The sequence below is a fragment of the Achromobacter sp. D10 genome (assembly GCF_035282245.1).
Lineage (GTDB): Bacteria > Pseudomonadota > Gammaproteobacteria > Burkholderiales > Burkholderiaceae_B > Achromobacter > Achromobacter insolitus.
In genome coordinates, this window is record NZ_JAYJLE010000010.1 from 24,556 (window position 1) to 37,928 (window position 13,373).

The 13,373-nt window shown below is 62.3% G+C and carries 13 protein-coding genes; all 13 read right to left on the reverse strand.

All coding sequences use genetic code 11. The features are described 5' to 3' along the window. Positions 1-118: 118 nt before the first annotated feature. Entirely contained in the window at positions 119-1,666 is a 1,548-nt protein-coding gene (locus VCS63_RS22035; RefSeq protein WP_323881030.1) for a methyl-accepting chemotaxis protein, read from the reverse strand. 233 nt (positions 1,667-1,899) lie between these two features. Continuing rightward, positions 1,900-2,532, reverse strand: a complete 633-nt coding sequence (cheZ, locus tag VCS63_RS22040) for a protein phosphatase CheZ (protein WP_042793272.1) — start codon at positions 2,530-2,532, stop codon at positions 1,900-1,902. Between the two features lie 8 nt (positions 2,533-2,540). Further along, a complete protein-coding gene (gene cheY / locus VCS63_RS22045; protein ID WP_042793271.1) occupies positions 2,541-2,930 on the reverse strand; it encodes a chemotaxis response regulator CheY in 390 nt (129 codons plus the stop codon). 50 nt (positions 2,931-2,980) lie between these two features. Further along, entirely contained in the window at positions 2,981-4,039 is a 1,059-nt protein-coding gene (locus VCS63_RS22050; RefSeq protein WP_042793270.1) for a protein-glutamate methylesterase/protein-glutamine glutaminase, read from the reverse strand. A gap of 20 nt (positions 4,040-4,059) precedes the next feature. Then, positions 4,060-4,917 (reverse strand): CheR family methyltransferase, encoded by an 858-nt coding sequence (locus tag VCS63_RS22055; RefSeq protein ID WP_063642541.1) that lies wholly within the window; start codon positions 4,915-4,917, stop codon positions 4,060-4,062. Between the two features lie 8 nt (positions 4,918-4,925). Next, positions 4,926-6,629, reverse strand: coding sequence for a methyl-accepting chemotaxis protein (locus VCS63_RS22060; RefSeq protein WP_042796976.1), 1,704 nt, complete (start codon positions 6,627-6,629; stop codon positions 4,926-4,928). 91 nt (positions 6,630-6,720) lie between these two features. Beyond that, a complete protein-coding gene (gene cheW, locus VCS63_RS22065) occupies positions 6,721-7,221 on the reverse strand; it encodes a chemotaxis protein CheW (protein ID WP_042793268.1) in 501 nt (166 codons plus the stop codon). Positions 7,222-7,237: 16 nt separating this feature from the next. Beyond that, positions 7,238-9,370, reverse strand: coding sequence for a chemotaxis protein CheA (gene cheA / locus VCS63_RS22070; protein WP_323881031.1), 2,133 nt, complete (start codon positions 9,368-9,370; stop codon positions 7,238-7,240). 29 nt (positions 9,371-9,399) lie between these two features. Continuing rightward, entirely contained in the window at positions 9,400-9,780 is a 381-nt protein-coding gene (locus tag VCS63_RS22075; protein WP_042793266.1) for a response regulator, read from the reverse strand. Between the two features lie 2 nt (positions 9,781-9,782). Further along, complete coding sequence (gene motB / locus VCS63_RS22080) at positions 9,783-10,772, reverse strand: flagellar motor protein MotB (protein WP_042793264.1); 990 nt, start codon at positions 10,770-10,772, stop codon at positions 9,783-9,785. An 11-nt stretch (positions 10,773-10,783) separates the two neighbouring features. Then, on the reverse strand, positions 10,784-11,659 hold the full coding sequence (gene motA, locus VCS63_RS22085) for a flagellar motor stator protein MotA (protein ID WP_042793263.1): 876 nt from the start codon (positions 11,657-11,659) through the stop codon (positions 10,784-10,786). Between the two features lie 499 nt (positions 11,660-12,158). Continuing rightward, a complete protein-coding gene (gene flhC / locus VCS63_RS22090; protein WP_063642543.1) occupies positions 12,159-12,740 on the reverse strand; it encodes a flagellar transcriptional regulator FlhC in 582 nt (193 codons plus the stop codon). Between the two features lie 31 nt (positions 12,741-12,771). Further along, positions 12,772-13,095 carry a flagellar transcriptional regulator FlhD gene (gene flhD / locus VCS63_RS22095; RefSeq protein ID WP_013393369.1) on the reverse strand — a complete coding sequence of 108 codons (324 nt, stop codon included), beginning with the start codon at positions 13,093-13,095 and terminating at the stop codon, positions 12,772-12,774. Between the last annotated feature and the right edge of the window lie 278 nt (positions 13,096-13,373).

Below are 13,373 nucleotides of genomic sequence, written 5' to 3' on the forward strand. Positions count from 1 at the left end.
CCCAGCCTTGGCGATAAGCCAAGAAACGGGGGGAAAGCGGCGCTATTCCCGGATGCACGGCAGGCCGGGTGCGACGGCCCGGCCAGGAATGCCTCGAGGCTCAGGAAGGCCCGTGGTTTCACCCCACTGTGGCGACTTGACGGCCCCCGGCGTCCCGTTCTTCCAGCGCGGCCTGAAAGCGTCCATAGTCCAGGCCTATCCGCACCGCGCCCCAGTGTTCCGGCCCCAGATATACCGGAACGGAAATGTCGTTGACGATCTCGCCCGTATCCCGCGAGTAGGTCTGGAACAGCATAGTGCCAGTGTTCTCGGCCAGGCGCCGGCCCACCGGGTCATCGAAAATGCGTTTGTGCCGCGTCCGCGCGATATCCTGCTTAGGGTCGCCCGTGGGCGCGTGGGAAAAGCGGCTGTTATGAGCCGGCGCATAGCCCCGGTTGTCGACCAGGATGGTATAGATCCCTCCCGGCACGCTCTCCAGCACACTGTCGAGCAGACGGGTCAGAGGCTCGTCGATCCCCCGGTCGTACCCCGTGTGGTAGCGCGCAGGCTCACTACCGGGAATGCGCTGGTAATGGCGGTCGAACACATCCGCTCCGCGCGCCCTGGCATCTTCCAACAGGTGGACGGCTGCATCACGGAAGGCCTCGACGGCATCGCACAAGCCGTCAAAGGCTGTCTTGCCGGTACGCACGTCGGCCAAAACCTCCTGTACGCTTTCCGTTTGGCGACGGATGCGGTCGATTTCCGCGGACATGCTGGCCACGCGCTCCAGCACGTTGGCGCTCAGGGCCGCGATCCGGCTTACTTCCTCGCTCATGCCATGATTGGTGGCGTCCACCTCGCCCACGGCTTGGACTACCTCGCCCACCTGGCGGTTCATACTGTCAAAATCGCGCACAAAGCGCTCGAAACTGGAGCAGGTGCGCTCCAGCACGCCGCCGGACGCGTTGACATCCTCACGCAGGGTTTCCGTTTGGTTCTGAGTCGTATCCACCAATTCCAGCATCTCGGTGGTATGGCGGCCGATATCGGTGGTGGCCGAATTCACTCGCTCGGCCAGACGCCCGACCTCGCTCGCCACGACGGAAAAACCACGGCCCGCATCGCCAGCCCTGGCCGCCTCGACCCCGGCGTTCAAGGCCAGCAGCTGGGTCTGCAAAGCAATGTCTTTGATCAGCTTGCTGATGGCGCCCACCGATCGCGCGCGGGTCGTCAAATGGCTGACCACTTCGGTGAACGCCGCCATCTCCCGCGTCATGCGTTCCACTCTTTCTTTGACATCAGCCAATTCGGCCTGCGCCTGTCGCGCCGCGAGCAGATTCTGACCCGACACCTCGGCAATTTCGCGCGCGTGGGTGGAAGTCGCCCCCGACAAGGCCGCGATCTGCGCCCCGCTGGCCGCCAATGCCTGAGCGGCGCGAGCCTGCTCCTGCGCCAGCATCGAACAATGTCCTGCCTGGAATTGCGTGCGCGCGGCATTCAGCGCGATTTCTATGCTGGATTGCCGCACGGTCATGATGCGGCCGCGGATGCGCGCCATGAACCGGTACAGCGGCCAAATGGCCGGACTGATGGAAAAAGTACGCTCCGACAGCGTCGCGTCGCCGCGATTGAGCCGTCGCAGCAACCGCCACATGCCACCCAGGCGGAATACGGATCTGGCCACGATCAACCTCCTTGTGCCGGCCCGGATCGCCTTCTCTGGGCATCCGTTGCCTGACGCGCTGCGCGCGCCATGTTTCGCTGCAAGGCCCCTGCTTGTTATTCTGGCGGGAAGTCTATCGGTCGGAGGTGGTTCGCGCCCTTAGGGAATACGTTCATGCGCAGGCTGAGCGGTCGAACCCTGCGGCCGCAGGAACGCGCACCGCCGGAGGGCATATCCGGCGGTGCGGTAGAGGCCTAGAAGCCCAGGCTGGCCAGCAGGTCGTCAACCTGATCCTGGCTGGTGACGACGTCGGTCTTGCCTTGGGGACTGATCTGCGGTCCATTGAGCAGGCTGTTGGCTTCGTCGCGGCGCTCTTGCGGTACGTTATCCAGCAGCACCTGCAGCAGTTCGCGTTCGATCGCGCCCACCACGTCCATCATGCGCATGATGACTTGACCGGTAAGGTCCTGGAAATCCTGCGCCATGATGATTTCCATCAGCTGGGACTGCGTCTGCTGCGCCTGCTTCGGTACGTCCTGCAAGTACGCGCGGGTGTCCTTCACCAGTTCGCGAGCCTCGGGCAGTTCCAGGGGCTGGTCATACCATTGCTGCCAGCGCGCATCGAGCGCTTGCGCCGACCGTGACAGGCCATCCTGGATGGGCCCGGCCTGCTCGGTGGCGTTCAGCACGCGATTGGCGGCCTGTTCCGTCATCTGCGCGACATAGCGCAGACGGTCTCGGGCGTCCGGTATGGCGTTTGCGGCATCCTTGATGGCCTGATCCAGGCCCAGCTCGCGCATACTATCGCGCAACATGCGCGTCAGCGATGCGATGCGGTGAATCAGATCGGGGGAATCGCCCGGGCTCTCATGTTCCGTCGTGCTCATGGCGCACCTCAACCGGCGATTTTCTCGAAGATCTTATTGAGCTTCTCTTCCAGCGTTGCCGCCGTGAAGGGCTTGACCACGTAACCGTTGGCGCCAGCCTGGGCCGCAGCAACGATGTTCTCTTTCTTGGCTTCAGCCGTCACCATCAGCACCGGCAGCGAGGCCAGCGCCGCGTCGGCGCGGATCTGCTTAAGCATTTCCAGGCCATCCAGGTTAGGCATGTTCCAGTCCGACACAACGAACTGGAAGCCGCCGTTGCGCAGCTTCTCCAGGCCGATGGCGCCGTCCTCGGCTTCATCGACGTTCTCGAAACCCAGCTCCTTGAGCAGGTTGCGGATGATCCGCCGCATCGTGGGGAAGTCATCCACCACCAGAATTTTTATGCCCTTGTCTACCATCTTCTACTCCAGAAAGAATTTGCCTTGGACCGATCGGGGAACCTTCCGCGTCAAACGCGGTGCCCACGGTCGCCCAGGCGAGTCAGAATGCGTTCGCTTATCGCCGACAACGAAACCACTTCATCCGCCGCGCCTATGGCGATAGCTTCGCGGGGCATGCCGAAGACGACGCAGCTGGCCTCGTCCTGCGCAATCGTGTGGGCACCTGCCCGGTGCATGGCCAGCATTCCGGCGGCGCCGTCCTTGCCCATGCCGGTCAAAATGACCCCGATGGCATTCTTGCCCGCGGCCACGGCGGCCGAATGGAACAACACATCTACCGACGGACGATGGCGATTGACGGGTTCGCTGGCTTCGAGTTCGATCACGTAGTTAGCACCGCTGCGCCCCAGACGCATATGGGTATCGCCGCCCGGCGCCAGGTACACATGACCCGGCAGTACGCGGTCGCCATGCACGGCTTCGCGGACAGTCACGGCACACAGCGCATCCAGGCGCTGCGCGAAAGAGCGCGTGAAGCCAGCGGGCATGTGCTGGGTGATGAGTATCGCCGGACTGTCCGGCGGCAGCGGCTGCAGGACTTCCCGGATCGCCTCGGTGCCGCCCGTGGACGCGCCAACGATGACCAGCTTTTCCGAGCTGGCCAGCGGCCGACGCAACATAGGCGCGGGAGCGGCGGGCGCTGCGTGCGCGGCCGGCGCCCGCAACTTGGCGCGCGATGCCGCGCGTATCTTGTCGGCGATGATCTCTGTGTATTCCAGCAAGCCGTCCCGGATGCCGAGCTTGGGCTTGGTGACAAAGTCGATGGCGCCCAGCTCCAGCGCGCGCAGCGTGATTTCCCCGCCGCGTTCGGTCAGGGACGACACCATGACCACCGGCATCGGCCTCAGGCGCATGAGCTTTTCAAGGAAATCCAGGCCGTCCATGCGCGGCATTTCCACGTCCAGCGTCAGGACATCCGGGTTATGACGCTTGATGAGCTCGCGTGCCACCAGGGGATCGGGCGCGGTCGCAACCACTTCCATATCAGGCTGGCTATTGATGATCTCGGTCATCAGGCCGCGCACCAATGCCGAATCGTCCACGCACAAAACACTAATTTTCTTCATTTGTTGCTGCCTCGTCCTGCTCAGGACTTGCCCGCGCATTCATAGACGGTCTGCCCGCGCAGACGAAAATCGCGGCTGATATAGGTAAAGTTTTCGGAATGTCCGGCGAACAGCAGGCCGCCCGGCTTGAGCAGCGGCACGAAACGCTCCAGGATCCTTGCTTGCGTGGGCTTATCGAAATAGATCATGACGTTGCGGCAAAAAATCACGTCGAACTGTTCGTTGATCGGCCACGCCGGCGCCAACAGATTCAGGGTTTCATAGCGAACCATGTCGGCGATCTCGGGCCGCACCCGGACCTGCCCCGTGTTGGCGCCCCGCCCCTTCAGGAAAAAGCGTCGCAGGCGCTCGCCGTCCATTTTTTCCACGCGTTCGGCGGGGTAGACGCCGGCGCGCGCGCGGCTGAGCACGTTGGTATCGATATCGGTGGCCAGCACCGAACACGCGCTTGCCCGCGGGCCCAACGCTTCCACCAGCGTCATCGCAATGGAATACGGTTCTTCGCCGGTGGAGGCTGCGCAACACCACACCGATACCGGGCCGCCGCGCCGCTTCGCGAAGTCCGCAAGAATGGGAAAGTGATGTGATTCGCGGAAGAATGCGGTCAGGTTGGTTGTCAACGCGTTGACGAAATCTTCCCATTCGGCTGCATTCGGCTCGTTCTCGAGCTGATCCAGATAGCTGCCGAAATCCTGCATGCCCAGCGCGCGCAAGCGCCGCGCCAGCCGGCTGTAGACCATCTCGCGCTTGTGCGTGCCCAACGAAATGCCGGCGTGAGCATGGATCATCTTGCGCACGCGCGAGAAGTCCGCGTCCCGAAAATCGAATTGGCGGTCCACCGAAATGGAGGGTGCCTGGTTTGCCGCTGATGTAGCCACTACCGCCCTCAGTGCCCAAGCGCAAGCGCATCAGGCGCTTGCAGACGTGCATCGGTGTCGGACGAACGGGCCGATGACAGACGATGGGCGGGAATCTCGATGACTTCGCCCGCGTTGATCTTGAACACGGCCACTGCTTCGGCCAGCCGCTGGGCCTGCTCCTGCAGGGAACCCGCCGCCGCCGCCGCCTCTTCCACGAGCGCCGCGTTCTGCTGTGTTACCTCGTCCATCTGCGAGACGGCACGGTTGACCTGGTCGATACCGCTGGACTGCTCTTCGGACGCAGCCGAAATCTCGCCCATGATGTCCGTCACCCGCTTCACCGATGCCACGATCTCCTGCATGGTGGCCCCGGCGCGCTCGACCTGCTCCGAACCCGCGCCAACCTTGGTCACCGAATCCTCAATCAGGCCCTTGATTTCCTTGGCCGCCTGGGCACTGCGCTGCGCCAGCGAGCGGACTTCGCCCGCCACGACAGCAAAGCCCTTGCCCTGCTCGCCCGCGCGCGCCGCTTCCACCGCGGCATTGAGCGCCAGGATGTTGGTCTGGAATGCAATGCCGTCGATGACAGACACAATCTCGGAAATCTTGCGTGAGCTGCCAGAAATCTCCTGCATGGTGCTCACCACTTCCGACACCGCCGAACCACCGCGCTCGGCCACGTCCGACGCACTGGCCGCCAGCTGATTGGCCTGGCGGGCGTTGTCGGCATTCTGCTTCACCGTCGAGGCCAACTGCTCCATCGACGCCGCGGTTTCTTCAAGAGAAGCCGCCTGCTGCTCGGTGCGGCTGGACAGGTCCGTATTGCCAGCGGCGATTTCGTGCGAACCGACGTTGATTTCATCCACACCGCGGCGTACGGATGCCACGGTACGGGTCAAGCTTTCCTGCATGCGCTTGAGCGCGGCGAACAATTGGCCGATCTCGTTGGTATTGCGCACGTCCACGCGGGCGGTCAAGTCTCCGCCAGCGATACGATCAAAGTGATGCCCCGCTTCCTTGAGCGGCAACAGCACGCGACGACGCAGGAAGACGTAGGTGGCAAACACCAGCAACGCCGCGATCACGCCGCCTGCGCCTACGGCCATCAGAACGAACTGATAGCGCACCTGCGCAACTTCATGGGCATCCAGCGTCTTGCTGGCACGCCAGAAATCGAAGCCCTCGATCGCTCGCGCATAACGTCCCTCCAGCGCATCCTGGACCGTCTGGACCTGTTTCTGGTATGCGGGCATGTCTGCCTTTTCCAGGGCAGCCACCAGCGGCGTCAGTCCTTGCCGGACCAGCGCCTCGTAGGATTCGTCGATTTCCTTCAGGGTCTCGGCCGCTTCGGCCGGCCGCGCCAGGCTCTTGTAGTACTCGTATTCGGCCTGCCCCTTGTTCATGGAGGCCTTGGCGCGCTCCAGCAAACCGGCCGCATCGGACGAAAGCCCCTGGGTGAGCAACGTGGGCTGTCCGACGGACTTCACGATGTCCGCATAGTTGGCCGCCGCCGCGCGGCCCAGGCCGGTCATGGAGTCCTTGTAGCTGGAAACGACGCGGCCCACCGCGTCATCCAGTTCCTGCGATTGCTTGATCTCCGCCAACGTGCCATTGCTGATGCGCAGAGACAGCACACCCAGTGCGGCTCCGATCACCAACATGAATGAGAAAAACGCCAGCACCCACAACAGGCTGCTGCGTATCGTCATGTTCGCGAGAAACTTGCGCATCACAAGAACCACTCCCAGATTGAAGTCATTAAAGGAAAGCGCCACATTGGGTTCAATATGGCGCTTCTACCTCCCGAGCTGGCCGATCCGATCAGGATGCGACCTTCTCCACCAGCGCCATTTCATCGCTGGTCATCATTTTTTCGATATCCACCAGGATCAGCATGCGTTCGTCCACCGTGCCCAGGCCGGTCAGGTATTCCGTGGACAGGGTGGCGCCGAATTCCGGCGCCGGACGGATCTGGCCCGAATTGAGCATCAGCACGTCGGACACGCCATCCACCACGATACCGACGACGCGGCGGTCGAGGTTCAGGATGATGACCACGGTCTGCTCGTTGTAGTCGACGCGGCCCAGGTTGAACTTGATACGCAGGTCGACGATAGGAACGATGATGCCGCGCAGGTTCGTGACGCCCTTGATGAACGGCGGAACATTTGCAATGCGGGTCACCGTGTCGGCGTCATAGCCACGGATTTCCTGAACCTTCAGGATATCGATGCCGTACTCTTCGTCGCCCAGCGTGAACACCAGGAACTCGCTGCCGACATCTTCGTTGCGCGCGGATTGCGCTTGCGGTTTGGCTGCCATGAGGTTTATTTCTCCATCAATTCAGAATGGCTTCGGGCTGCGACCAACGCTCGCGGTTGGCGCGCGCAAGCGCAAATACGTCGACGATCAGGGCCACGCTGCCATCGCCGAGGATGGTGGCTGCGGAAATCCCTGGCACCTTGCGGTAATTCGATTCCAGATTCTTCACCACGACCTGATGCTGACCGATAAGGTGATCCACCAGCAACGCGAAACGGCGGTCCTCCGCTTGCATGATGACCGCGATAGCCTGCGTGGGATCCGTCTGGGCATCTTCCACCGAGAACACACGGTGCATTTCGACCAGCGGCAGGTACTCGCCGCGCACATGCATCACACGTTCATTGCCCGCCACCGAATAGATCTGGTCGTTGGTGGGCTGCAGTGATTCAGTCACGTGGTTCAGCGGCAAGATGAAGGTTTCCTCGCCTACGCGCACCGACATGCCGTCCAGGATCGCCAGCGTCAACGGCAATACGATGCGCGTCGTGGTGCCGTTGCCCGGCTCGCACGAGAGCTGCACGTGGCCGCCCATGTCCTGGATGTTCCGACGCACCACGTCCATGCCCACGCCACGCCCGGAAATGTCCGTGACCTTTTCGGCCGTGGAGAAACCTGGCGCGAAGATCAGCTGCCAGATTTCATCGTCCGGTGAATTTTCATTGACCGCCAGGCCTTGCGCGATCGCCTTCTTCAGGATTTTTTCGCGGTTCAGGCCGCCACCGTCATCGCTGACTTCGATGACGATATTGCCGCCATTGTGCTGAGCGGACAACACCAGTTGTCCGACCGGATCCTTGCCTGCAGCGATGCGTCTTTCGGGTGTTTCGATGCCGTGATCCAGGCTGTTGCGCACCAGGTGCGTCAGCGGATCGATGATGCGTTCGATGAGACTCTTGTCCAGCTCGGTCGCGCGGCCATGCGTCTGCAGTTCGATCTGCTTGCCCATCTTGCTGGCGATGTCTCGCACCAGGCGCGGGAAGCGGCTGAAGACGTAGTCCATGGGCATCATCCGGATGGACATGACCGCTTCCTGCAAGTCGCGGGCATTGCGCTCCAGTTGCTCCATGCCGTTGAGCAAGCGATCGTGCAGCACCGGATCGAGCGTGGACGCGGTCTGCGCCAGCATTGCCTGCGTGATGACCAGCTCACCCACCAGATTGATCACCTGGTCGACTTTCTCGACGCCTACACGGATCGAGGTCGACTCCTTGTCCGCATGCGCAGGGGCTGCGGCGGCTGGACGGGCGGCACGGGTCGCTTGCGTGATCGCCTCGGCGGCAGCCGCGGACTCGGCCACTGCGGGTGCCTGCGGAGCCGGAGCCGCGGCAGGCGCAGGAGTGGCGGCAGGCGCGGCGGCCGCCACCGGCGCAAGGGCCGCGGCCGGAGCAGCTTCGTGGCCGATTTCGAGCTGGTCGCCGTCGACGATGAAGCAGCAGACGGCCTCGATATCATCCGGCGTGCAGGTACTGTCCATCCATACGGTCAGCGCGCCATCGGCGCGCTCGCTGGCTTTGACGTTGCCGAGATTGCCCATTTCCTCGAGCAAGGAAGCTGCGTCCTTGTCCGAAACCTTGGTAATGCGCACGCGCAACGGCAGTGTGCCGGTTTCTGCGGCCTGAGCCTGCGGCGCGGCCGCGGGTTCGGGACTTGGCACCGGAGCCGCCTGCGCCGGGGCCTGAACCTGAACCGGCGGCGGGGTCGCAGGCGCGGGAGCTTGTGCCGGCGCGGATTCTGCGGCGGGATCCTTATGCTCCAGCGCAAGCTGCCTCAACACGGCGCAGATACGCTCAAACACGGCTTCATCGGGCTCTTCGGAGGCCCGATAGGCATCCAGTTGGCTTTTGAGCACGTCTTTCGTTTCCAAGAAAATATCGATCATGTCCGTGCGCAGCGCCATTTCGCCACGACGGATCGCGTCCAGGAGGTTTTCCAGCAAGTGGGTCGTGCCCGCCAGCTGCGTAAAGCAGCCGAACGTCGCCGCCCCACCCTTGATCGAGTGGGCCGCGCGGAAAATTGCGTTGAGCTGTTCGATGTCGGGCGCGCCCACATCGAGCTCAAGCAGCAATTGCTCCATTTGCGCGAGCAGCTCATCGGCCTCGTCGAAAAAGGTCTCGTAAAACTGACTGAGGTCCAAACCAGAACTCATGACCCGTACGCCTTCAAAAATGAACCTGCTTACGCGCCGGCCTGCTCGTCGAGCAGTTCAGACGCCAATTCCACCAGCACGTCGGGATCGACGGGCTTGGACAGCCAGCCGCAAACCCCAAGATCCCGGGCAGCCATCTTGCTATCCACGTCGTCTTCGGTGGTCAGCACCAGTACCGGCACATCCACGTATTCGTCTTCCTGGCGCAAACCCTGGATCAGCTCCAGCCCACCCATGACCGGCATGTTCCAGTCGCTGACCACCAGGTCCACGGGATGGCTGCGCGCCATTTCCAGCGCTTCCTGACCGTTGCCGGCCGTAAGAACCTTCCACCCCGCGCCCGTCAACGTCGCCTGGACGATCATCCGCATCGTCGCCGAGTCGTCCGCCACAAGAATCGTTGCCGCCATTGCTATCGAACCCCTTCCGCGGACGGGTTGTTCTCCGTCTCGCCTGGTTTGGTTGCCGTCGTGGCCTGGGCCGCGGCTCGCGCCGCTTCCACCGCCGTTCCCACCTCGCGAGCATCCTTTGCGCTGACATCCGCGGCTGCGGCGTTCTCGCTTTCGATGCGCCGTTGGGTGCTCAGATTGAGCACCACGAGGCTGATACGTCTATTAACGGCCGCGTACGGGTCATCTTTAACGAGGCTCATGCTGGACGACAGCCCCTGGATACGCAGGACCTTGCTTTCGTTCATGCCGCCGGCCACCAACTCCTGCCGCGACGCGTTGGCACGGTCCGCCGAAAGCTCCCAGTTGCTATAGGCGCGTTCGCCGCGCGCATACTGCGAGGCGTCGGTGTGCCCCGAAATACTGACCTTGTTGGGCAATTCGTTCAGCACCGGCCCAAGTTCCCGCAGGATGTCACGCATGTATGGCTGCACTTCCGCACGGCCGGTAGCGAACATGGGACGGTTCTGGTTATCGATAATCTGGATACGCAAGCCCTCAGTGGTGAGGTCGATCAGCAGTTGCGGCCGGAAAGTCTTCAGCACAGGGCTGGTTTCGATAACGTTTTCGAGGCGCTTTTTCAAATTCTCGAGGCGATGCTGCTCGCGGCGCTCGGCATCGCCCATGGGCTGAGCCTCGACCCGGTTGCCCTGCGCGCGGCGCACATCGCCTTCGCTGCGCAAGGGGTCGCTGCCGCCGCCCGGCACCGCACTGGTTTCGGCCGAACTGCTGGGCCCGCCCGTGATGGCCACGCGCAACGGCATGCGGAAGTACTCCGCTATACCCTTGAGCTCTTCGCGCGGCACGATGCTGACCAGCCACATCACCAGAAAGAACGCCATCATCGCCGTGATGAAGTCGGCGTAAGCGATTTTCCAGCTGCCCCCGTGATGCCCGCCGCCATGGACCTTCTTGCGGCGGATCACCACACGGTGGTTGTTTACCGTGCTCATGGCCTGCTCCGTCAGGCCTTGCCGGGGGTCGCGGACTTGGCTTGCCGGACGTGCTCTTCCAGCTCACCGAAGGTCGGACGCACCGCGGAGAACAGCACCTTACGGCCAAACTCGACCGCCAGTTGGGGCGGATAACCGTTCATGCTGGCCAACAGCGTGGTCTTGATGCATTCCAGAATCTTGGTGGCTTCGTCGCTGCGGCGCTCGACGCGCGAGGCCAGCGGACCCACGAAGCCGTAAGCCAGCAAAATCCCGAGGAAAGTGCCCACCATCGCCTTGGAAATCAGGTCACCCAGGATAGCGGGGGGCTGATCCACGGCGGCCAGCGCCTTGATCACGCCCAGCACCGCGGCCACGATACCGAAGGCCGGCAGGCCGTCGGCCATCTGCTGCAGGGCACGCACAGGCACCTCGCGTTCATGGCGGTAGGTCTCGATTTCCTCGTCCATGAGGGTTTCGATTTCGAACGAACTCATGTTGCCGCTGATCATGATGCGCAGGTAGTCCGTGATGAACTCCATGAGCTTGGCGTCTTTGGCGATGCGGGGATATTCACTGAAGATCGGGCTGGATTCAGGGTCCTCGATATGCGATTCGATCGCCATGAGGCCTTCGCGGCGCGCCTTGTTCAGCAGCACGTACAGGAGCGCCATCAGCTCCATGTATACGTCCTTGCCATAGCGCGAGCTCTTCAGCGTGTCCGGCAGCGCGGCCTTGACCAGCATCAGTGACTTCTTGCTGTTGCTGGCGAGGAAAGCTCCGAAGGCCGCCCCGAAGATCAGGGTGAGCTCGAACGGCTGGTACAGCGCGCCCAGGTGGCCGCCCAGCGCTATGAAGCTGCCGACGACCGACACGGCCACCACGAGAAAACCGATAACAATCAACACATCAGGCCCCTGCCAACGAAGTCAAAAAAAAGCCCCCACGCCGCGCCTTCGGCTTGCTGCCCCCCAAGGGGGCGTTTTTGCCTTGGGACGGCCCGGCGGCAAAAATGCCCCCACGCCGCGCCTTCGGCTTGCTGCCCCCAAGGGGGCTTTTTGCCTTGGGGCGGCCCGGCGGCAACAATGCCCCCCCCACGCCGCGCCGTCGGCTTGCTGCCCCCAAGGGGGCTTTTTGCCTTGGGGCGGCCCGGCGGCAACAATGCCCCCCCCACGCCGCGCCGTCGGCTTGCTGCCCCCAAGGGGGCTTTTTGCCTTGGGGCGGCCCGGCGGCAACAATGCCCCCCCCCCACGCCGCGCCTTCGGCTTGCTGCCCCCAAGGGGGCTTTTTGCCTTGGGGCGGCCCGGAGGCAAAACAACGGCGTCAATGATCCCCTGTTCCCCCCGGGCCAAAAAGGCGGGTTACGGGGGGTTTTCCAGGGCTTTTGATGTATTTGGATACCGCAGGTCAGAGCCGGGCGGTATTCGCAGTGGGCGCGGCACGGGTGCCGGCGCGCGCCTTGGCCGCGGCGCGTGTCTTGCCGGCGCGGGGTGGCGGACGGCAGATCGCGCACACGAAATCCGACTGGGGATCGTGGGCATGGGCGATGAAATGCCCACCGCACTGGCGGCAGGCGGACATTTGCAGCATGCCGCTATCGAAAAATCGCACCAGCATCCAGGCGCGGGTGAAGCTCAGGACGGGCTCCGCGCCTTCGGCGGCATCGGTACCGGCGTTCTCGAGATAGAGGCGATACGCGTCGATGGTGGCGCGGATGCCCTTGCTGCTGGTGCGCGTATTCAGGAACGAATACACGTTATAGAAGAGCGAGGAATGGATGTTCGGCAGCCAGGTCATGAACCAGTCGACCGAGAAAGGCAGCATGCCCTTGGGTGGCGAGCAACCGCGGATTTCGCGGTACAGGCGCGCCAGGCGGTCGTGGCTGAGACTGGTTTCAGCCTCCAGCACCTGCAGCCGGGCTCCCAAAGTGATCATGGAGCTGGCAAGCAGGATGTCATCCGCTTCCTGCGAAACGCTCTTGGTGGCCATTACATGTGTTCCGGATGGAATGATCAGGCCGTCAGGCCAATTCTTCGACCGGCTGCTTGGCCAGCAGGATGGTTGCATGCGCTTGTTGCAGCGCACCACCCAGGACGTCATGGGTCAGGGCGGACAGCAGGCTGTAGTCGTCGAAGCGGAAGCGGCACAGAAGCGAGCTGGAGCTGGCGAGCTTGACCAGTTGGGCCGGCGATAGACGCATCAGGATGTCCGCGACTTCATTGCTGAACCCCAAGCGGAACATCGATGCCGCGTAATCGTCGCGCAGCATGCGTTGTGCCAGTAACAAATATGACAGATTCACTTCACGAATGTCTGTCAGCAATGAATTTTCGACTTGTTGCACGCCCAACTCCCTATTCCCTATCCCGCCGATGGGGGCTTGTGTAAGCAAAAGCTCGGGAAATCCCGCCGCTTTTGCATCCGATACACCTCGCATTGATGCGAAATGTATCATTTGTTCGCAATTTAAGTAAAATTTACCACAGGTGATGTCATTTTCTATGACTTATATGACAAAACTTTGTTGATGTTGCGCAACTTACCGTTTCAGATACAGCTTGACATAAAAATTTCAGACAAATTTACGTCAATTTGGCAAATAAGCATTCAAAACATTGCGTA

What these genes read in the sequence shown, in the direction of transcription:
- cheZ (WP_042793272.1), bottom strand. Translation starts at nt 2,532, where the DNA reads ATGAGCACGACGGAACATGAGAGCCCGGGCGATTCCCCCGATCTGATT.
- cheY (WP_042793271.1), bottom strand. Translation starts at nt 2,930, where the DNA reads ATGGTAGACAAGGGCATAAAAATTCTGGTGGTGGATGACTTCCCCACG.
- VCS63_RS22050 (WP_042793270.1), bottom strand. Translation starts at nt 4,039, where the DNA reads ATGAAGAAAATTAGTGTTTTGTGCGTGGACGATTCGGCATTGGTGCGC.
- VCS63_RS22060 (WP_042796976.1), bottom strand. Translation starts at nt 6,629, where the DNA reads ATGCGCAAGTTTCTCGCGAACATGACGATACGCAGCAGCCTGTTGTGG.
- cheW (WP_042793268.1), bottom strand. Translation starts at nt 7,221, where the DNA reads ATGGCAGCCAAACCGCAAGCGCAATCCGCGCGCAACGAAGATGTCGGC.
- cheA (WP_323881031.1), bottom strand. Translation starts at nt 9,370, where the DNA reads ATGAGTTCTGGTTTGGACCTCAGTCAGTTTTACGAGACCTTTTTCGAC.
- VCS63_RS22075 (WP_042793266.1), bottom strand. Translation starts at nt 9,780, where the DNA reads ATGGCGGCAACGATTCTTGTGGCGGACGACTCGGCGACGATGCGGATG.
- motB (WP_042793264.1), bottom strand. Translation starts at nt 10,772, where the DNA reads ATGAGCACGGTAAACAACCACCGTGTGGTGATCCGCCGCAAGAAGGTC.
- flhC (WP_063642543.1), bottom strand. Translation starts at nt 12,740, where the DNA reads ATGGCCACCAAGAGCGTTTCGCAGGAAGCGGATGACATCCTGCTTGCC.